Source organism: Acidobacteriota bacterium (assembly GCA_016196065.1).
Classification (GTDB): domain Bacteria; phylum Acidobacteriota; class Terriglobia; order Terriglobales; family Acidobacteriaceae; genus Acidiflorens.
This window is the reverse complement of sequence record JACPYL010000010.1, coordinates 2,000,658-2,021,359: the sequence shown is the minus strand read 5'-3', so window position 1 is coordinate 2,021,359 and position 20,702 is coordinate 2,000,658. Positions and strand designations below refer to the sequence as shown.

Below are 20,702 nucleotides of genomic sequence, written 5' to 3'. Positions count from 1 at the left end.
TATCACCTCCTTTCGTTTGTGAGTGTCTCAGCTGAGATCGAATGCTTGGCGACCGCGGGCCCACGCTTGTTGCGGGGCGCAACATATCCGGGCAGCGAAGGCACAAATCCATATGGCCTTATGTGTCTCAGCCAGTTCTCAAGGACCACGGCATGTGCTAAGAGCGGCAGCGGGATCATGTCTCCTGCCCTGGCTTTTTCCAATGAGGCGGTCAGGCGGTTGCGGTCAATGAAACGCAGAGCGACCAAAATCGAATTCTCCGCGAGCTCGCGATAGGCAGACCAATGGGACATGATGTCTACCAGCGGCTGTCTGGCAAGGAAAGCCTTCCGCTTTCTGTTCAACAGTTCGTCGGGGACGATTCCGACGAGAGCGCGTCGCATGAGAGAGCGCCGCTTGCCAGGCCGCTGGAGTTGATCTGGAGGAATGGCGAATAGGAACTCCACGAGGTCTCGATCCAGGTACGGGTATCGCTTGTCACAGAGAATTTGGGGTGCCTGCACGCATGAAGCGATCTGGCGCCGTAAAGCCTCAACGGTCTCCAATCTTTCTTGAACGCTTGGTTTGTCGCGAAACAAAGAAAAGGGTCGTTGGTAGCGGGAGAAAGCTGCCCGATGCGTCGCTGTGAATTCTGTTTCCAGCCAGGGCGCAGAGCGAACGTCTCTGGATGTGTCCGTCAACCCTTTAGGCAAGAAGGTGCGCAGGACTTCGGTCAGGAGAGCCATTACCGTGGTTCTGTTGCTCAGTGCCCAGGCCGTTAGTTGCCGCGAGAGCGTGCCAAAGCGCGCCGCTACCAGCAGGTCAGCGAGTTGAGGGATGAAGCTTGGGGCCCCACCCAGGAGTTCGTCTCCGGCAAGCCCCGACAGGACAATACGGTGTCCATTGGACGCCATGTAGCTCGCCATCTTGCTAACCGGTTCAGAAGCGTCTCCTCTGGATACTGGTGTCAATTCTGGGCGATCAGAGTCGTAGCGATAGCTGAGGAGGTTGTGAGTGGAGACGTCGATGTGGCAACCAGTCCGCCCTCGCGTCTTTTCGATCACCGCGACGTAGGGCCGCTCGTCCCAAGCGGGCTCGTCATCTTGGTAGTACGACACGGTGTCGATTCTGGGGGCGGGTACGCCTCTCGCGACGAGGTTGTCCGCCATACAGACGATTGAAGAGGAGTCCATTCCACCGCTGAGTTCAGCGAGGATGGGAGCATCAGAGCGCAAGCGTCGCTGCACCGATGTTGCCAGGAGCGTCCGAAAGTGCTCTTCGTACTCCCCGTCTGTGTGGTAGTCAATCGTGTGGCGAGGGCGGAAGTCCCAGTATCTGGTAGTCCTGACCTTGCCGTTTCGAATTTGTACATAGTTGGCCGGCAGGACTGCGTTAACCCCTACGAACGGAGTTAAATGGGCTGCAGGAAAGTGCGACAGCCAGCCGGCGACGTAGTCCTCGTCCAATTGGAAGGTGCATCCAGCTAGGACAATGAGTGGATCAAGTACAGTACTCCAGGCCACGTGATCCTGGCGCACGCAATAATAAAGATGGCGAGTACCGATGAAATCCTTGGCCAGAAATAGGGTCTGCTCTGCCGGTTTCCAGACTGTTAGTGCCCAGTCGCCAAGCAGCTTCGCGAAGCAGTTCGTACCCCACTTGGTCCATGCCGCCGCCACAATCTGGAGGTCCGTGTGTTCATCGGAGTTGGCAAGACCAATTTCTTTTGCGAGTTCATCCTGATTGTCGAGCACTCCGTCCCACGTAATGACATCGCCAGATTGTGTCACGAGAGGTTGTACCTCTCGGCGAGATTCCTTCGTGACGTGAAAGGCGAAATATTGAAGACTGATATTGCACGCAACATGAGACGTCTGGCGGTCCGGCCCGTAAGGAGAAAGGAGGGTGGCCGCGTCATTGAGATAGCGGGTATCCACGGGGCGACCGTCGAAATTCCATGTCCCAAACTGGGCGCTCATGATGATGTCCCCCCCGCGAATGTGGCTCAGATTCTTTCGAGCACGACGTACATCTCGTGCATGTACGCTTTATCAGTGACAACTTGACCATCGACTTCTACCCAGGCATGCGCATTGAAGGGGACCTGCTGGGTACCAATCACGAGTTGTGCAGCTATCCCGTGTCGCCGAAGGAAACAAGTCGCGGCCGCGGAACGTTGCAGGCAGAGGACCTGTTTCCAATACCAGATGCAGGCAATATCGACGGCGCGGCACAGTTCCGCCAAAGCGATACGAGGACTGGTGTCTTCTCGCACGTCACAGTTACGCACCGCAGAATGGAGAGCCGAAAACTCTTGGCGTTTGACGTGAAAGCCAAAGCGTATGAGCTCGATGTACGCGCTCAGGATCAGAATCAGCACTCGCGAGCCTCCTTCGTTCATGACCGCTCAAGACTAAGAACTCACTGAACCACTCCGACGCGGGAATTCTTTTGGCAGGCATGCAACACGCCAGACTCGCGCTGCATTCGCCGAGTCAGACTGCGTAGGTACCCTGCGAAGCGCTCGTCTCTGCGGGGAAGCGCTTCGATCCAGTCGCTGGCAACTGCGCAGGCGAACACCGAAACAAGAGGCATCATTCTCTGAGCGGCGGCAACGGCTGATGGCGAAACAAGGCAAAGCCACCTTGCAGCGTAGTGATCCACAAGGCGCTCGGAGTCGAGGGCACGGTGAGTCGCCGTCTGGTACAGATGTTCGAGAAGATATTGGAATGTCGGAAATGGAGGTCCCACGTACGCTTCAGCCCAGTCAAGGAAGACGCATTGATCGGCAGAACACAAGATGTTTCCTGGATTGAAATCCAGATGTCCCAACGTGTCGGGAATGTCTAACTCCGCCAGTTCCGACAACGTCTCCTTGATCTGAGTTCCGAGCGTCAGGAGCTCGCCTCTACCGAGTGCGGCCGGTGGGGTCTTCTGCTGTTGCTCCATGAGCTGCGACATCACTTCTATGAATGGATCGACCAAGGTCAGGAGACTAGGAACTCGAAGGTCGCGGCATCCAGCGTCAAGGAGCAGGTCGGTGTGTCCCACCGAGACGATTTGGAGCTCTGCCAAGGCATGGGCAGCTCGCTCCCATGCGGATGAATCTGAAGCTTCATCCAATGTTGAACCGGGGAACTCCGTCGTCAGCCAGCCATGCCAGGCTGCATGAGGTGCGATGACGGTAGGGACGAAGCCCGGAAACAACTTCGCTAGCGCGGCAGATATCGAAAATTCCCGCAGATTGGGTTCACCGACAGCCTTGAACCACACAGCTTGAGCGTTTGTTTCAAGTCGGATTAGTGAGAAGGTTGGGCTGGCATTCAACTGTCGGAAGTTGCCAGTCAAGCGAAGGCCGTATGGTTCAGTCTCACGCTCTACCCAAGAGACCAGCTCTTCGATCCACCCCGGCCTCCCAAACGGTCCACATGCCTCCCCGCTTCGGAATCTGGTTATCTGGCGCAACATGTCGGTAATCGCTATGAGGTCTTGCTCATCCGCAAAAGGTTGATTTGAGATCGAATCGAGTGGCAGCCAACGCATTTCGTTGGAGGGCACAGTCGCGGCTTCTCTCGTCTCCATCACTTGGTAGAGCGGCGGCTCACCATTCGCCGTGGCATCCGACGGCTCGGGAGTGAAAAGGCAAATCGCGGAAAGTCCATAGCGCTTCCTGACCGCTTCGCTCAGGTTTTCCGCTACCCGTTCCCACTTGGGAATTTCCACACATGGAAGTGTGAACGGCGGCCGTTGGCTGGCAACGAGGAGTTCTGATCCGCTGTTGCGGAGCATGAGTAGACGGTAGAGATCCTGCGGTGTCCGCTGGGAGGCGACTGGACGGGTATCCTGCTCAACGGCCGTGCTGCTCATGAAACCTTCTCTCGCTGCTGTGCCCGAACAAGTTTGTGTTGTTCGAGCGATCCGAGGAACTCACGCACGTCGGCTGCTGCCATTTCCTCGCTTATGCTGTACTGACGCGAAATTTCCTTGGCAATCTCTGTTTCTGTAGATCCCTTTGCCAGGGATTCCAGAATCAACGCTCCTACAGGGTTCAGCCGGAACATTTGGCCGTGGTCTATGTCGAGGACGATTCCGCCGTCCTCGTTTCGTGTGCTGCGAACTCCTGTTGAAACTTCGTACACGGTGAATCCTTCCGGTTGGGAGTGTGCTGAGGAATGTGTCATGGGACAGGGACGTGACGCGACACTCTGCGGGAAATGTTCGCAAGACAGCCCGGATCAGATCAGGAGCTCTATATCTTCAACGCGATAGCAGGCTTGGGCAATCGCAGTGGCGTGGGTGTCTGTTCGGCTTTCCGCCTTACTTAATAGCACTAGCGGTAGAGTGCACTGAAAAGGCTCGCGTCCGGGGCAACTCTCTCCCTCGTACCACTGGCGCTATCTATCTGTCTTTGAGCACGATAGAGCCAGACAGGCCCAAACTACCATTTGTCACTTTAATTCCAATATGGAACTATATTGACAGGTAGGCGAGAGCGGCGCATACTGCGGACATGCCCCGTTCCCGCATTCACGAACTGCTTGCTCTGGCCGAAGAGAATGATGGCCTGGTAACCGCAAGCCAGGCCCGTGCCATCGGCATCGTGGATTCTGTCTTGGCGCGCATGACGCGCCGAGGAAAGCTCGCACGGGCCGCGCGCGGCGTCTATCGAATCCCTTACTTTCCTACTGATCGGTTATCTCAATACAGGGAGGCAATCTTGTGGGCGCGCGCGAGTCATGGGCCCGAAAAAGTCGCGCTCTCGCACGAAACCGCGCTGGCCGTGTATGAGATCTCCGATGTTAATCCGGCGCGGATCCATATTACAGTCCCCAAAGATGCAAGACTCCGGCGCACGAAGCCGAAGGGGATCGTGATTCATCGCGGCACCCTCTCGCCTAGGGATGTGACCACGCACGAAGGCCTACCGGTCACGACCGTGGCCAAGAGTGTGTTGGACGTCATGGACACAACCGGAAGATTGGGATTGGCCCGCCAAGCCATCAAAGATGCGCGCAAGGAAGGATACATAGGCGCGGCGGAAGCGAACCGGATCACACGCCAACTGAACCAGCACGCACACGACGGCGGTAGAGTTCAAGCGGCTACGGAGCACGTGACGGCGTGAGTGCAAGACCCGTCGAACGCCTGGAGAAGACTCTTGCCCGCGTGGCACGCGAGCAAGGGCTCGACCAGGAACGTCTCCGAAGGTGGGTGTCTTTTCTCGCGCTCTGCGGAGTGCTGGAACGTGCGCTCGAGACTGGTGTGATTGACACCTACTATCTCAAAGGGGGAGTTGCGATGGAAATGCGCTTCGCGCGCGCCGCTCGCACAACCAAAGACTTTGACCTTGGCCTTCAAGGCAACCGTACGGAGCGCATACGGAGATTGGAGGCGGTGCTGAAGTTGGGATTCGATGACTTCACCTTTCGGCTGAAGCCCGAGATACATCAGATGGAGCTTGCGGACACGGTGCGAGTAGAAGTTGCGGTGCAGTACCGAACGCGGGCGTGGCAGACGGTCGATATCGATCTCGGTCCGGGAGAGGCGCAGGAAGTGGACTTGGTCGAACCAGCCATTACGGGGCTGACTGAGATGGGCTTACCGATGACACCGCAGGTGCGATGCCTGGGCATCAACGAGCAGATGGCCCAGAAGCTGCATGCTTGCACGGGGCCACAGCGAGAGGACCGCGCGCGGGACGTTCTCGATATTCTACTGGTGGACATGCTTGGCCAGCTCGACTACATTCGCGCCCGCGCCGCTGCGGAGCGAATTTTCACGGAGCGCGCTACACATCCATTTCCCCCGAGCACGTCACTTCCGGCAGAGTGGCGACGGGAACTTGAGAACCTTGCCCAGGAACTGGGATACGCGACGGCAAATGCGGAGGAGATTGAAGCCAAGTTCGCGTTGGTCGTTCAAGCAATCGCAACCGCATCCGCTGATTAGCAACATCCGTCGAGTCTGCGTCGGCGGCCTTGGCCTGCTTGGTCGTGAAAAGCCCTTGCTGGTCCTCGGCGAGCTCGTAGAGCCGCCGAAGTGCTTCTGTGCGAGGTTCGGAGACACAATACTTCAAATAGATTGAGGTATTTTGAAAGTCCCATTTTGACCAGCTCTATTCGGCCACCAGCGCGCAGGGTGGGGCGCCAGCAGTGAACAGTCGAGAGTATGCGCCACTGTTCGCGAGAAGTGCTGCTGGAACGTCATCCTCGACGATACGCCCCGCATCGAGAACGATCACTCTGTTAACGCAGTGCAATGCGGATAGACGGTGTGAAACCACGACGATCGTAGTACCCGGCAAGATTCTTCGTAGGCTGCTTAGCAACTGTCGTTCTGAACCCGCGTCGAGCGAAGAAGTGGCTTCGTCCAGAATCAGGATGCGCGGCCGCTGGAGGATTGCTCTGCCGATCCCCACGCGCTGTCGTTGACCGCCCGACAATTGATGGCCTCCCGGGCCGATCCGCCGGTTGAGACCCTCCCGCAAGGCGCTTGACCCAGTTGCGAGCCCCACATAGTCCATCACTTCCTTCAGTTCGGATTCCGAGGCTGTGCCTTTTCCCAGCCTAAGGTTGCCGGCCAACGTCGTATCGAAGAGCACTGGGTGAGGTGGGACATAGCACACCTGCTCACGAAGGCTTTCGATTTCGATCTCTCGTACATCCTGGCCGGCAACGGAAATCGATCCCGAGTCCACGTCGTAGAGACGGGCTATGAGTTTTGCCAGCGTGCTCTTACCAGCGCCGTTTTCTCCCACAATGGCCACTTGATCGCCTGCCGGAATCTCCAGGCGCGGAATGCACAACAATCCATCGCTTTTCGGGTATCCAAAGCGCACATCGGCCAACTGGATTGTCCACGGACGATTTTCAGGGAATTTGATCGCGGTCGGGCAGGTCTTGATCGCAGGCTCTAACGCCAGAACGCTTTGCACGCGACGGATACTGGCAAATGTTTTCTGCGCCCGTGCGTAAGTCTCCGCCACACCACTCAAGGGTTCAAAAAGTTGGGCCAGATACGTGTAGAACGCGACCAAACCGCCCACCGTCAGCGTACCTTCGAGCACACTCCAGCCACCGTATCCAATAACGCCGGACATCGCCAACCCGATAGTCAGGCTGGTGAAGAACGTGAACCAAACCCCAGTCCGGAAAAGCCTGGTAAGTGACCGAACCGAGGCACCCAACAAACAAAACGCCGTGCGCTCCTGTCGTTGCTCCCGACGGAGGAGTTGTATGGCAATGATCGACGAAAGGTGTTCCTGCAGGAAACTGCTCCACGCTACTTGGTTTTGCTGCACTGTCTCGGAATCGCGTTCCAACCGGTTTCGGAAGTGCTTTCTCGTGAAGACAAAGACAGGAATGAGCGGCAAAACTACCAGGGTCATCCGGGGATTCAATATCAACATCGCTCCCAGCGTCAGTAGTGTGGCTAGAAGGGTCCGCAGGATGGAAGGCACCAGATCGGAACCTAGAAATGAGATTTCATCAATCGGATCCTTTAGCGGATACATTGAGGCGCCCACCGGTGTGCCTTCGTGATAGTCGGCGGAGAGTGTGTCTAGATGCCGGAGAAGCCGCATGCGCAGAGCTAGCGCCAGCTGCTGGGCTGCGAGCATAGTCAAGTAGCCGCCTCCCGTCGTCAGCACCGCTCGTCCCTGATGGCAGAGGAAGATGAGCACGACAGCCGCGACCAAGAGTCCCACCCTCCGACCCGGGAGAACCACATCAATCATCCATTTCAAGACAAGCGGCGAGAGAAGCGCTAGAAAGCTGCCGACCGACATGCAAAGAAAGCTGGCGATGTGCCAGCGAAGGAAAGGGCGCACCTGCCGGAACAGCCAGCGCATTTCTGAAGGGATCCACGAGATCATGCTGGTCCGCGCAGCTTGCGAAACGAAAGACCGCTCCAGCGGAAGAACGAGCAGGTTACGCTGACGGTCGGAACAGCTTCCACACTTCTTTCAAAGTGTTCGCGATTCTGACAATCGGAAGTGATTCGTCAGCAATCGGTCAGAATGCATCTCCAAACGATCGCGGTGCACGTTCGGAATTTCAACTGCAAGCCGTTCAGAATGCCCGATAGGCATTTCCAGTGAGCCTCTAGAGTTCCCTAATATGGATTCGTTTCGGAGTAACCCGACTTCGGGGTAGCAATCCGGCCAACTTCCTTGAGGCTCGTTTATTGATGGTTCCGGTTTGCTCGTCAATCAGGCGCAATCCCTGCGAATGGCCCCGGGATATTAAGCGGAGGGCGAAGTTTCTACGCGACGCCTGCCAGCGCCTGATTGACCATTCTTACCCACAGAGGTGGATCGTCTGCCGGGCAGTTGTAATCTGCTCCGCTGACATCCTTATCTCGTCGGCGAAGGGATGCCACAATCGGAACTCCAGGCAGAGTCTCTCGGAAATGACTGACAAGGTTGCATCGTTCTTCCCAAGGGGCGCCATGCCCGATCAGGACGACACCCACTGATTCATGGGACAGATTGAGACTTCGCGCAGCATGCGAACCGAGAGCAGAAATCACGGGATGTCCAAGTGATTGGAGGATCTCGTTACGGATTGACAGCAAGCTCTCACGAAATTCGACCTGCACTATCGTAGTCATCGTTCTTCGGAATGCGTGCCTTTCGGAACAGCCTTGCGCCGAGACTCGGCGCAACCCTGGCTCCTTCAGGTAGGAACGCCAAGTTTTGGCAGAAGCCATTGCGTCAAGACTACGTAGGCGACAAGAAATACCACTCCCCAAACCCAATTAGGCATGTTCACTCTCCCCCTACTTGCCCACGCCGAGTTTACGCAGGAATGTCATCATCGGGCACCAGTTCGTGAATCCAGACTGAAACAGATTCAGGCCAACAAAAGCCGTGAAAAGATACCAGTACGGGTTCACGTAGTGCCCAAGTGCCAGGGACAACAGAATAAAGCTGCCAGCGATCAAACGAAGTACACGTTCTACGGTCATTGCAGTTCTCCTTCAAACAAGGTGCTCCTACGTAATTTCGCATTGCGGTGTTTCGCATTCAGCGACATTTTCGGGGGAATGCGGGTGCTTCGGTGGAACCGAGGTTCCCCTCTGAGAGAGGTAGTAAAGGACCGGGACTGCCATCCGTGACAGAACGGTAGACGCCACCTCACCTGCCATTAATGAGAGCGCCAAGCCCTGAAAAATCGGATCGAACAGGATCACGCTCGCTCCTACAACGACCGCAGCCGCAGTGAGTAGCATTGGGCGGAAGCGCACTGCGCCCGCATCGACGACGGCATCCTCCAATGACATACCTTGCGCACGGCGGAGTTCAATGAAGTCAACGAGAATGATGGAATTGCGCACGATAATGCCGGCGCCGGCGATGAAGCCGATCATCGAGGTCGCTGTGAAAAATGCCCCCATCAGCGCATGCGCGGGCAGAATGCCAACCAGCGTGAGCGGAATCGGCGCCATGATGACCAGGGGGGTGACGAACGATCGGAACCAGCCCACGACCAGCACGTAGATCAAGACCAGGACAGCCGCAAAGGCGAGTCCCAGGTCGCGGAACACTTCCACCGTGATGTGCCACTCGCCATCCCACTTCAACGAGAAGCGGTCGGTGCGCTCCGGCATGGTCGTGCCCTTGTACTGCTTTACCGCATAACCATCGGGCAACTTGATACTGTCGATGGCCTCGCTCATCTTCATGATGGCGTACACAGGGCTTTCTTCTCCGCCCGCAACATCTCCCGTCACGTAGACGACTGGTTGCAGATTCTTGCGGTACACGCTGGTATCGATTGTCGTTTGTTGAAGGCTCGTTACTTCCTGCAGGGCGATTTGCCCACCGGAAGGCGTCGGCAGCTTCAGATTGCCAAGGTCTTCGATCCCAGAGCGATCCGGGCGCGCCAGTCGCACATCGATAGGGATGTCTTCTCGTGAACGGGAATCGTGAAGCAATCCCGCGTTGGCGCCGCCGAGCCCGACCTGCAGAGTGCGCGTCACGTCGGCGGGTGAGATACCGTGGAGCGCGGCCTTGTCCAGATCCACCTTCATGTCGTACTTGATTTGCGGGTCTTCGACGTACCAGTCCACGTCCACGACGCCTGGCGTTTGCTGAAAGACCTTCTTGACTTGAGCGGCCAGTTCAATTTGCCCTTTGTAGTCAGGCCCATAAACTTCGGCGACAAGAGTTTGCAAGACCGGCGGACCAGGCGGGACTTCCGCGACCTTGATACGCGCACCGAAGGGCACGGCAATCTTGTCCAACTCCGGCCGCAGCCGTCGTGCAATTTCGTGGCTCTGAGCCTTGCGATCATGGCGCGAGAGCAGATTCACCTGGATATCAGCCTGGTTGGGCTGATTCCGCAAGAAGTAATGGCGCACAAGCCCGTTGAAGTTGTAAGGACCGGACGTTCCGGAATAGACCTGATAATTGATAACCTCGGGCTGTTGGCCGAGATACTGTCCCAAGGCTTGCGCCACGCGGGTCGTCTGTTCCAGTGGCGTGCCATCGGGCATGTCGATGATGACCTGGAACTCACTCTTGTTGTCGAAGGGCAGCATCTTTACACGAACCCACTTCAACGGGACAAAAGTGACCGCCGCGAGCAGTAACAATACGACACCACCGAGAAACATCCAGCGGCGGCGTGCGTCGCGGATGAGCGGGTTCATCATCCGGCGATACAAACGAGTGGTCCAGCCTTCAGTCTCATGCCCGGACTGATCGCTACTACCGGCATGTTTCCTCAGCAGCCGCAATGCTGCCCACGGAGAAACCACGAAAGCAACAATCAGCGAAAACAACATAGCCGCCGACGCTCCCACTGGAATCGGGCGCATGTATGGACCCATCAGTCCGCGCACGAAGGCCATGGGCAGGATCGCGCCGATTACCGCGAAGGTGGCAAGAATCGTGGGATTGCCAACTTCGTCCACCGCCTCGACCGCGACTTCAGATAAGGATCGCCCTCGGCTTTCCGGCAACCGAAAATGGCGCACGATGTTCTCGACCACAACGATGGCGTCGTCGACCAGGATGCCGATGGAGAAGATCAGAGCAAACAATGTGACCCGGTTCAGGGTGTAGCCATACAAATAGAACACGGCGAGTGTAAGAGCGAGCGTGACCGGCACCGCCAAAAGTACGACGCCCGACTCCCGCCAGCCCAGGGCAAGTGCAATCAGCAATGTGACCGACAAGGTCGCGATCAGGAGGTGTTTGAGAAGTTCGTCGGATTTGTCCTTCGCGGTCTCACCATAGTTGCGCGTGACCGTGATGGTCAGATCATTGGGAAGCACATAACCACGGAGAGCATTGACCTTGTCCAGCACGTGCTCGGAAATGTCGGTGGCGTTCGTACCTTTGCGCTTGGAAAGCGTAATGGTTACTGCGGGATATTCTGCCCCGCTTGTCTGTCCTGCGCCACCGCGAGCATTAGCAAACAGGACGTAGGTGTTTGCTTCGGCGGGGCCGTCCTCAAGCTTCTCCGCTACATCACGCAAGTAGACGGGGCGTCCGGTATGAACCCCGACCACGACCTGACGCAGGTCGTCGAGACTCGTGAAAAAAGTTCCGGCTTCGACCTGAAACTCGCGATTGTCACGCGCAAAACTACCGGCTTGGCCACGGCTGTTCGCGTTCTGGAGTTGCTCCACGATCGTGCCCGGCGTAAGGCCGTAGGCCGCAAGTCGTTGCGTGTCGAGCACCACTCGTATTTGCCTCGGCTGCCCGCCGATGATCTTGGTCTCAGAAACGTCGTTGAGCGGTTTGAGTGAGTTTTCCAGCTCCCCCGCGATTCGCCGCAGGCGATAAGAGTCATAGTCTTTCCCCCACAACGTCAGGGCCATGATCGGCACGTCGTCAATCGAGCGGACCTTAATAATCGGTTGTGAGACGCCGGGCGGGATACGATCAAAGTTGGAGTAGAGCTTGTTGTAGGTCTGTACGATCGCATCTTCTTCTTTGGCGCCAACGTAGAAACGCACAACCAGCATGCTCACACCCGGATGGCTGATCGAGTAGATGTACTCAACGCCCGGCACTTCGCGCAGCAACTTCTCCATGGGAAGGCTGACGCGCTGTGCCACCTCGTCCGCCGACGCACCCGGCATCTGCACAAAAACGTCGAGCATTGGCACCACGATCTGGGGCTCTTCTTCCCGTGGCGTCTTGAGAATGCTGAAAGCGCCAAGGAGCAGCGCAGCGACGATCACCAGCGGTGTCAGTTTCGAATCAATGAAACTGTGGGCAATGCGACCGGCTAGGCGCAAGCTCTTCGGGGGCTGTATTACTGATTTGGATTTGCCATCAGTCATTACTGGACCTCAATCCGTTTGCCATTCAGGTCGACGGCACCCGGTTTGGCCACGAGCCGCTCGCCATCCTGGAGGCCTGCCAGCACTTCGACCTCAGCCCCGGAAACCTTCCCCAAAGTGATGTAACGCAAGCTCGCAACCTTGTTTTGGTCCAGCACATAAATACCCTGCAATTGGCCGCGTTCGACGACCGCCGAGCGCGGAATCAACAGCGCCTGCCGCTCGCCCCGAGAAAACTGTGCTCGCCCGAACAGCCCCGAACGCAGCCGTGCGTCTGTGGGCAAATCGATTTTCACCAAAAACGTGCGACTCTCAACGTCAGCGGCCGGAACGATTTGCACAACCTTACCTTTCAGACCCGCGTTGTCGAGAGCATCAATGACCACCGAAACCTGCTGTCCGGTACGCACGTACCGGAGATCGTTCTCATTTACGGTGGCCTCCAGTCGATAGCGGTGCACGTCCTCGACGGTAAAGATCGGCATGCCGGGTGAAGCCAACGTGCCGGAATCGGCTTTCTTCTCCGTCACCACGCCGTCGAATGGCGCACGAATCCGCGCGTAATCCAGAGACGTGCGCGCTTGGCTCAATGAGGCTTGCGCCTGCGTCTGGCCTGCCTTTGCCATATCGCGATGCGCGAGTGCCGCTTGTTGACGGGCTTTCACTTCGTCGAACTCCTGCGGACTTACGGACTTTTTTTCGAAGAGAGTTTGGTAACGCTTCAACGTTGATTCCGCCAGGGCCAGGTCGGAATCTGCTCCGACCAGTTGCTGTTGGGCGGCAAGGTCGGCTGCGGTCGCGCGGTCTGCGGCGGCTCGCGGCTGGGACTCGTCGATCACGGCAAGCACTTGACCGCGCTTCACGTGATCTCCTTCGTGAGCCCGGATCTCGACGATGTTCCCCATCATTTGGCTGGAGGCTTCGCTGGTCTGGGCTGCACGTACCGTTCCTACCGCCACCAGCAAATCGGGCACGTTGGCTTGCTGCACGGTGAGCACGGGAATGTTCTGCACGATTTCCGGCGTACGAGCCGTCGGGTTTTTTTCGTCGGAGCAGCCGGCTAGGCTGACAACCGCGAGTAGCAGCACCAACAACGAAAGTCTGCGCATGTTATTTATACGATTCATGGCATCACCACGGGAGATTGCGGATTCAAGCTTCCGCTCGCCAACTCCAGGTTGGCGTAGCTGGTCTGGAAGTGATAAATGGCTTCCCAGTAGTCGGTCTGGCTGCGGCGCGCCGCATCTTCAGCGCCCAACAAATCGGTAATCGTGGTCAATCCGCTGTCGTAGCGGTCCTGGTTGATGCGTAGACTTTCCTGTGCCTGGGCGATTGCCGCTCGCGCCACTTCGATCTGTTGTCGGCTAGCATCCGTCTCATAGTAGGCTCGTCTCACTTCGAGTCTGACTGCATCGCCCGCTGCCTGCTTCATTGCCACAACCTTTTCTTCGAGGGCCCGCTGCTTGGAGAGTTCCGCGCGTTTCGCTCCGCCTTGAAAGATGTCAAATTGCACTTCGATCCCACCCAGCCAATTGTTGCCCCCGCCACCGGCGACGAATGTAGGGTTATCCATTTCCCAGCCTGCAAAGGCGTTCACCCGCGGACCGAATGACGACTTAGCAATCGAAACGCTCTGTCGTTGCGCGGCCTCCTCGGAGGAAATGCGCTTCAAGTCTGGACGATTTGCGAGCGCCTGCTTTTCAAGATCCGGCATGGCCGGGATCGAAAGTGTGCGCTCAGACAACAGTTCGGTAGTCTGGAACGGAGAATCAAGCGGCACACCCATCACCGTGTTCAGCTGTGCACGCGCCACTTCCAGATTGTTCCTCGCGCGGATCACTTCCTGCTGTCGCGCCGCCATGCGAACCTTCGCTGTCAGCAGATCTGACTCTACAGTCAGCCCGCTGTCGAATCGCGCCTGGCTGCGGTCCATGATCGACTGGGCTGTTTTGGCCGACTGCTCGGCAACTTCCAGTTCCTTGGCCGCCAGCAGAACGTCGTAGTAGGAACTGACCACCCGGAAGACAATCTCCTGATCCGTGCGGTCTAACTGGTGTCCGGTAGCCTCGTTCATTTGTTTTGCCTGATTGATGCCGTGCCAAGTGGCGAACGAATCAAACAGGTTCCAGGTTCCCCCAAACCGCGTGCTGAAGTTGCCGAAGGGCAGAGGCGTGTTGAGCTTGTTCAGTGTGAAGTCGGCCTGGGTAAAACGCTGCTGTCGTAGCTTGCTCCCGAATACGTACACGGGGTCATCACCACGAGTCACCGTTTCCGAAAAACTCAAGTGCGGCATGAGGAAGGAACGCGCGGCGCGAACTCCCGCAGAGGCCACCTTCGTATCCGCCATCGCCACCTTACGCAGTGGATTTTTCTCCATCGCGATATTCACCGCCTGCTGCAGAGTGAGGGACGAGGGTTGGGCTTCTTGCCGAGCCGAAGCCGACACACAAGATAGCCACAACGTCGCGATGCTCAGAACCACTTTGAATAAGGTTTTCAACCTTGCACTCCCGCGGCTTGAACCGGTTTCACCCACTCTCTCTTGTCTTCAACGATTTCGTAAGTTGTATGAAAACTCGCGGTCTTCTGCACCATCGCGCCCACCGAGCAGTACTTCTCTTCCGAGAGGCGGATGGCCTCCTCCAGCGCCGCCACGTCAAGCTCAAAGCCGGTGACTACATGGTGGATTCGCACTGCCGTGAACACCTGGGGCGGCCGTTCTGCTTGATCGGCTTCGACCCGTACCTCGTAACCAGTCACCTTCTGGTGGTACTTCTGGCGGAGGACGGTGACAACATCGAACCCCGTGCACCCGGCTAGTCCGGCGGCGACCAGTTCAATCGGCTTCGCTCCGGTGCCTCCGGCCGCATCGTCTAACAGCAGGTGGTGGCCAGTTCCGGTCTGGGCCACAAATTGGCGCTGCTGCTTAAGTGGTTGAGTCAGTTCGACTTTGGCTGTGATCATGATTGCCTCCCGCTGTTTGTATCGACCAAGCACACGAATAAATGCAGAAGGGCGGATTTTGTTACAGGAAAATTTCGGCGATACGCGGAGTTGCGCGCTCTCTTGCCACCTATATGATTAGGAATTGATAATGCGGAGAGAATTTCAAAATGAGTCCGATCAAAGTTCGTCCGACACTCCTTGTCCTCGTCTTTGGGACCGTTGCTATTGCACTGGCATCCGTGGCGCTTGCGTCTCAGGCGAACCTCATCCCGGCCTCCCGCCTGATCAACCCCGACGACCTGGTCAAGATTCTTCAGTCCGGCAAAAGCGAGAAACCGCTAATGATTCAAGTGGGTTCCCACGTCCTCTACACCCAGGCTCACATCCCCGGCTCGGAGTACATTGGACCGGCCTCCAGTGAAAGTGGCTTGCGGTCTTTGCGGAAGCGAGTGGAATCCTTGCCGCGAAACAAGTTCATCGTTTTGTATTGCGGCTGCTGCCCGTGGAGCCACTGTCCGAACATCAAACCGGCCGACGATGCGCTGCGTGCAATGGGCTTCACCAATGTGAAAGTTCTCTATGTTGCGGACAACTTCGGAACGGATTGGGTCGAGAAAGGCTATCCGGTTGGCAAGGGAGACTAGGGAACTGGACGCTTCCTGGCTGAGGTCGGCATATTGAAGAAAGGGATTGTCCGCGGTTTGGCACTGATCGCAGTGGTAGCGGGACTCTATTTCATGGCCCGTCATCATGGCGTGCCCCCCGGCACGAGGGGCACGAGTATCGGCAAAGAATCTCTGGCCCCCGATTTCTCACTTCCCGACATAGCGGGACAGAAACTCGATCTCTCATCCTATCGGGGTAAGGTCGTCCTTTTGGACTTCTGGGCAACCTGGTGCGATCCCTGCCGGGAGGAGATCCCGCATTTCGTCGAACTACAAAACAAGTACGGGGATAGGGGCCTGCAGATCATCGGCGTTTCCATGGATGATGGACCGGAACCTGTACGCGCGTTCTACCAGCGCTTCAAGATGAACTACCCGGTTGTGATGGGCAATGCGCAGACGGGTGAACTTTATGGCGGAGTCCTCGGGTTGCCGATCGTGTTCGTGATCGGGCGGGATGGCCGGATCAGTGCCAAACACATTGGCGCAACCGACATCTCGGTCTTTGAAAAAGAGATCGTCAACCTTCTGCCGAGCAAAGCTGGCTTGAGTCGGCCAGGCTCGTAACCGTGACTACTGTCGGATGTTGTTCGCGACCAGGCGCTCGTAATCAGCAAGCACCTTCCTGCGCAGTTCGACTGCCTTCTCGCGGGCGGGACGCTCTGCGGGTGATCTTCGGCACTGTTCGACGGTTACCTTGAGACTAGAGAGGAACGCCTCGCACGGTTCGCAGCCTTTCAGGTGCCGCTCCAATTCCTCACAAAGCGTATCATCCAACTGCTGGTCAAGATAGTTCGAGAGCTCAGCAAACATGGCCTTGCAGCGAGCAGGTCTGGGCTGTTGGCTGCCTGGCTGTTCTTGGGAAGACGGTCGCGAAGCGACGGACGATCTCCCGGAGCGTGGTTTCAACGCTCTCATCAATTCTCTGCGGACAAATAGCCTTGCACGGTGAAGACGAACGCGGACTGTTCCGGAACGCAGCCCGGTAATCTCAGCAACCTCCTCGTCGGTTAGACCCTCCATATCGCGCAGGACCAAAACAATACGGTATTGTGGCGGCAGCTGCTGAATAGCGTCGCGCAAACGACCCGCTTCTTCACTCCGGATAGCGAACGCCTCTGGGTTGATGCTGCCCTCACTCCCCAGCTGCTCAAGTTCTTTCCGATCGGGCATTAGTTCTTCCAGGGAAAGATCCTGCTTCGGAGCGAACTTGCTTCGGCGCCGACTCATCAGGCAGCGATTCTTTGCCACTTTATAGAGCCACACCCCGAGGGCTTTGGGGCTGTCGAATTTGGGCAGGTGCGGAACCGACTTGAGGAGTACCTCTTGCATGGTGTCTTCCGCGTCCTCGCGTTGGCCGCAGACCCGCATGCTAAAGGAGAAGACGGTATTTTGGAGTAGAGCCAGGGCCTGCTCCAAAGCGTCGTCGTCACCCCGCTGCAAGAGTTGCACGGCTTCTTCTATGTCGGAACGCATCGCGTCGAATGTAGCACTCAGTCGCTTGGCTTCGCCAATCGGTGTGTTCGGTTCTTCATGACCAGCTCAAGCCGCCAACTCAGAAGCACAAATGGCCAAATCCGGATTAGTCGCAATCCGAAGCTGTCGCACCGGCCCTCATTTTGTGTAGGCAGCGACTCAGACAAATCGGGAGTCACTGAGGGTTCTTCTCACAGGGTTCTGGCGATGGCCACAATCTCCCCGACGACCTCAGCATCGTCGTGATTCCGCAGTTGCTCCTGGGGCTGATAGTTGGCCGAGAACGGATGAATCACCAACATGCGGTTCTCAAGGCTGCAGCATCCGCACGTGTAGGTTCCATTCCGTCTCAACAGGACATATACCGGTTGCTGCCACAGCGGTTTTGACCGGAAGTAGATGGGCTTTTTTCTATGGCGATTCAAAATCACGAGCAGTCCGTTGATGAGTAAAGGGTGTAGCGGGTTGGATTCTCCTCCAACCCAGAAGAAATCACGCAGAGAGAGACCGTTCAGGCCGGACAAATCGGAGAGCGACTCGCGCAGAAACCATGGCACATGCCCTGATTGTCTAAGCAAATTCCCAAGGAATCCGTTTTCGGGCGGCTCATCAGTTTCGTCGACAATCCCCCTTGAGGCGGCCGAAACCTTCCGAGGAAGCAGCCTATCGGGAATTGGCTCACGGCCTGCGTCCTCCAAGCGTAGTCCGATGCTCTTCAGAAATGTGACGAACTGCAAGCCGTAGATTGCGCAAAGCGTGATTGCCTTGTGCGCATGCCGCGGCGGAACATCACGCGCCTCGTAGTCAGACAGCGAGCCTGCCGCTGCGAAATATTGTTCATCTCCAAGTTCTGCGGCAACCCGGCGGCTCATCGCGGAGGCCTCCCGAAATGACAAGGCCGCCCTCAAGCGGGCGGCGCGAAGCAGATTGGTGAGTTTTGTGTCATCCCACCTTAATGCCAGCGGCCTCCAATGCTTTGCCAATTCTGTCGGCACCTGCGGTTGCTCTGCCTTGAGCAAAGGTCGTATTTCGAGATCGAGGATCCCAAGGACCCTGGCTTCCTCATGCAGTTGCAGTTCGATCTGAGCATATGGAAGCTGCCCACACAAAGGCATCACGCGGTTCTTGCCCACGGTTTGCAGTCGGCAGCAGTTCAAGCCGTTCGAGTGCTGGATCAGAAACAGCGGCTTTGAATCTGTTCCATGCCCGGATGAAAACATCTCTTGCGTAACCCGTGTGTCAGCTCGCACGATGCTTCCCGGAAGCAAGTCCGGAAAGGCGAGCGCGTCTTCTCGGCCAATCTTCACATACACGAAATTGCTTTTGTAGGTTCGGGCAATCGAGCGAAGGCGCCGTGACGGTGCCAGTTCTACTAGTCGTCCAAGCGGAGAAATTCCAGGAGCGCGAACATTCCCAGGTTTGTTTCGCACCCATGGAATCCAACCCTCGGGGTCATCGAGCGAGGAATCGAGCAGCAAGGTGCGTTTTGCGGACAGCAGAACTTGCAACCGTGCGATGTCCTCAGGTCTGAACCCAAAGACTCGCAGCCAATCATTGAAGTTGTAGCCGGAGACCTTGCTCAGCGCAAATAGTTGGTGAAGGCTCGGGCTGAAGGTCCCAATGCCGATATCGTAGTACAGGTTGTGAGGCACGAAATATGGCGACGACCTTCCATACAGATTCCTCGTTTTTTGTGAGCATTGATAGAGGGTGAGTCCCTTGCCCTGCAGGATCGCTTTGACTCGGTCCACGAGTTCTGTCTTCGACAAGCTTCTGGGCTCCGCCACGAAGTTCTCGCTTTGAATCCACAAGGATCCTTGGTGCGGTGATATCTGCTCGCAAGGCTGTGCCGTTTTGTATACGCGGTACCGATGGCAAGGCTGAAAAGTTTATGAACTTTGCTCGTTTCTACGACCAGGCTTCTTTCTGACCCTCTACGACTGCCCTTAGTAGTTTCTAGCTATGATCGGTCGGATTAGCGACCAGCGAGAAAATGCTGGTTTCACGGGGAATAGAACGGAGTATGATTTTGCAGCTTCCCCTGTGTCCGGTTGTTGCGTTTTTGTAACCCCAACGTTTCGGTCTACGCGACGAAGGAAGTCCTCTGTATCATGCCGACGCGTATGTTGGAGTCGACCCCGAGCCCGGAAGCTGGGAAGCTTCTTCGAGAAGAGCGCCGCCGCGCCCGCCTCTCAACACGTGCGGTGCAGAAACTTAGCCAGCAGATCGCTCACGAAAAGGACAGTAATCAGGACTATTACATTTCCCACGGCTGGCTCACAGACGTCGAAAATGGGAAGTTTACCCCGAGCATCTACAAGCTCTACAGTTTGAGCCTCATCTACAAATGCAATTACTTAAGAGTCTTGGGCTTCTTCGGGATCAACATCCTCGATGCCGCCAAGGAGCAACGTCTGGTCAGCCTGCCGCACACTCATTTGATTGGGTCGAATCTCGAGCTGCCCGGACAGACGATTGTGCTTCCCGTTGAGCTTCGCAGGAACGTGGAGCTTGCGAGGACGAACCTGGTCTCTCGGATGTTTGAAAGCTGGGGTGAGATTCCCGTCGCTCTCTTGCAGCAATTGGACCTGCGGAATTGCCTTTGCGGGTACATCGGACTTGAGGACTACACGCTCTTTCCGATGATTCGCCCGGGCTCGTTCGTCGAGATTGACGAGCACCAGAACAAGGTAAAACCAGGCAATTGGCAGAACGAGTTCGACCGCCCTATCTATTTCGTCGAACTCCGCGGTGGTTACGCCTGCAGCTGGTGTGAACTCGACGGGAATCAACTTATCCTAGTTCCAAGTCCACAGTCGAGGGGGCCGATCCGGCACCTTCGATACCCAACCGAAGCGGACATCGTCGGCCGGGTTACCGCGGTGACTATGCGTATTGCAGAAGTGGAGGGGCACCAACCAAGGGAGTGAACTACTGGCAGTACGGACGTATTGGCTACCACAGCGGCGCTCAATCATTCTCTTGACATTCGGGAACGCGAAGCATATCGAGGCCGGAAATAGGCCTTGCAACAGATACGCCATAGGAGAAGATCTCAAAGATTGTGACACTTGCGCCGCGTTGCGGTAGCAACAAGATAGAACAGCACTAATCAGCCGGCTGCGCCATCAGCTTTCAATGCGACGGCAGCCGGCGGTGGGGTTACAGAGCTGTTGAGCCGGCTCGTTCCGGTCTATCTAGCACTTGGACCCAAATCGAAGCTTGTTACTTCCACGCGCCTGCGATATTCGCGGGCGTAGTCACATCGTACCCCCCTCGATTCTGAAATGCGCGAGTGAGAAACGCAGCACGGCGGAACTGCCCTTACGTCGTGGATCA

The 20,702-nt window shown here is 56.7% G+C and carries 18 protein-coding genes; 5 read left to right on the top strand and 13 right to left on the bottom strand.

Annotated features, from left to right (window positions below):
• Window positions 1-2: 2 nt before the first annotated feature.
• From HY010_11945 to HY010_11930, 4 genes are read right to left on the bottom strand one after another with little or no spacing between them, the layout of a single operon-like run.
• Window positions 3-1,958, bottom strand: coding sequence for a hypothetical protein (locus HY010_11945; GenBank protein ID MBI3476436.1), 1,956 nt, complete (start codon window positions 1,956-1,958; stop codon window positions 3-5).
• A 26-nt stretch (window positions 1,959-1,984) separates the two neighbouring features.
• Complete coding sequence (locus tag HY010_11940; protein MBI3476435.1) at window positions 1,985-2,380, bottom strand: lasso peptide biosynthesis B2 protein; 396 nt, start codon at window positions 2,378-2,380, stop codon at window positions 1,985-1,987.
• Between the two features lie 20 nt (window positions 2,381-2,400).
• Window positions 2,401-3,846 (bottom strand): phosphotransferase, encoded by a 1,446-nt coding sequence (locus tag HY010_11935; protein MBI3476434.1) that lies wholly within the window; start codon window positions 3,844-3,846, stop codon window positions 2,401-2,403.
• Window positions 3,843-4,118, bottom strand: a complete 276-nt coding sequence (locus HY010_11930; protein MBI3476433.1) for a PqqD family protein — start codon at window positions 4,116-4,118, stop codon at window positions 3,843-3,845. The genes HY010_11935 and HY010_11930 overlap by 4 nt, the downstream gene beginning before the upstream one ends.
• Window positions 4,119-4,489: 371 nt before the next feature.
• Here HY010_11930 and HY010_11925 point away from each other — a divergent pair, with 371 nt between their 5' ends.
• A complete protein-coding gene (locus HY010_11925) occupies window positions 4,490-5,104 on the top strand; it encodes a type IV toxin-antitoxin system AbiEi family antitoxin domain-containing protein (protein MBI3476432.1) in 615 nt (204 codons plus the stop codon).
• Window positions 5,101-5,928, top strand: coding sequence for a nucleotidyl transferase AbiEii/AbiGii toxin family protein (locus HY010_11920; GenBank protein ID MBI3476431.1), 828 nt, complete (start codon window positions 5,101-5,103; stop codon window positions 5,926-5,928). Before HY010_11925 ends, HY010_11920 begins: the two co-directional genes overlap by 4 nt.
• Before the next feature lie 166 nt (window positions 5,929-6,094).
• Here HY010_11920 and HY010_11915 read toward each other — a convergent pair whose 3' ends face one another.
• The 7 genes from HY010_11915 to HY010_11885 form a co-directional block, all read right to left on the bottom strand.
• Window positions 6,095-7,852 (bottom strand): ABC transporter ATP-binding protein, encoded by a 1,758-nt coding sequence (locus HY010_11915; GenBank protein MBI3476430.1) that lies wholly within the window; start codon window positions 7,850-7,852, stop codon window positions 6,095-6,097.
• 389 nt (window positions 7,853-8,241) lie between these two features.
• Complete coding sequence (locus HY010_11910; GenBank protein MBI3476429.1) at window positions 8,242-8,589, bottom strand: hypothetical protein; 348 nt, start codon at window positions 8,587-8,589, stop codon at window positions 8,242-8,244.
• 168 nt (window positions 8,590-8,757) lie between these two features.
• Window positions 8,758-8,946 carry a DUF2892 domain-containing protein gene (locus HY010_11905; GenBank protein ID MBI3476428.1) on the bottom strand — a complete coding sequence of 63 codons (189 nt, stop codon included), beginning with the start codon at window positions 8,944-8,946 and terminating at the stop codon, window positions 8,758-8,760.
• Between the two features lie 27 nt (window positions 8,947-8,973).
• Entirely contained in the window at window positions 8,974-12,276 is a 3,303-nt protein-coding gene (locus HY010_11900; protein ID MBI3476427.1) for an efflux RND transporter permease subunit, read from the bottom strand.
• On the bottom strand, window positions 12,276-13,403 hold the full coding sequence (locus tag HY010_11895; protein MBI3476426.1) for an efflux RND transporter periplasmic adaptor subunit: 1,128 nt from the start codon (window positions 13,401-13,403) through the stop codon (window positions 12,276-12,278). Before HY010_11895 ends, HY010_11900 begins: the two co-directional genes overlap by 1 nt.
• Window positions 13,400-14,776 (bottom strand): TolC family protein, encoded by a 1,377-nt coding sequence (locus HY010_11890; protein ID MBI3476425.1) that lies wholly within the window; start codon window positions 14,774-14,776, stop codon window positions 13,400-13,402. The genes HY010_11895 and HY010_11890 overlap by 4 nt, the downstream gene beginning before the upstream one ends.
• Window positions 14,773-15,240: an OsmC family protein gene (locus tag HY010_11885; protein ID MBI3476424.1), complete on the bottom strand. Its 468-nt coding sequence runs from the start codon at window positions 15,238-15,240 to the stop codon at window positions 14,773-14,775. The genes HY010_11890 and HY010_11885 overlap by 4 nt, the downstream gene beginning before the upstream one ends.
• A gap of 149 nt (window positions 15,241-15,389) precedes the next feature.
• Here HY010_11885 and HY010_11880 point away from each other — a divergent pair, with 149 nt between their 5' ends.
• Together HY010_11880 and HY010_11875 are read left to right on the top strand one after the other, a co-directional pair.
• A complete protein-coding gene (locus HY010_11880; protein ID MBI3476423.1) occupies window positions 15,390-15,866 on the top strand; it encodes a rhodanese-like domain-containing protein in 477 nt (158 codons plus the stop codon).
• A 93-nt stretch (window positions 15,867-15,959) separates the two neighbouring features.
• Window positions 15,960-16,454, top strand: a complete 495-nt coding sequence (locus HY010_11875) for a TlpA family protein disulfide reductase (protein MBI3476422.1) — start codon at window positions 15,960-15,962, stop codon at window positions 16,452-16,454.
• A gap of 6 nt (window positions 16,455-16,460) precedes the next feature.
• Here HY010_11875 and HY010_11870 read toward each other — a convergent pair whose 3' ends face one another.
• Complete coding sequence (locus HY010_11870) at window positions 16,461-17,339, bottom strand: sigma-70 family RNA polymerase sigma factor (protein MBI3476421.1); 879 nt, start codon at window positions 17,337-17,339, stop codon at window positions 16,461-16,463.
• A 215-nt stretch (window positions 17,340-17,554) separates the two neighbouring features.
• Entirely contained in the window at window positions 17,555-19,132 is a 1,578-nt protein-coding gene (locus tag HY010_11865) for a hypothetical protein (protein MBI3476420.1), read from the bottom strand.
• Between the two features lie 342 nt (window positions 19,133-19,474).
• Here HY010_11865 and HY010_11860 point away from each other — a divergent pair, with 342 nt between their 5' ends.
• Complete coding sequence (locus tag HY010_11860) at window positions 19,475-20,293, top strand: hypothetical protein (GenBank protein ID MBI3476419.1); 819 nt, start codon at window positions 19,475-19,477, stop codon at window positions 20,291-20,293.
• The last annotated feature ends 409 nt before the right edge of the window (window positions 20,294-20,702 follow it).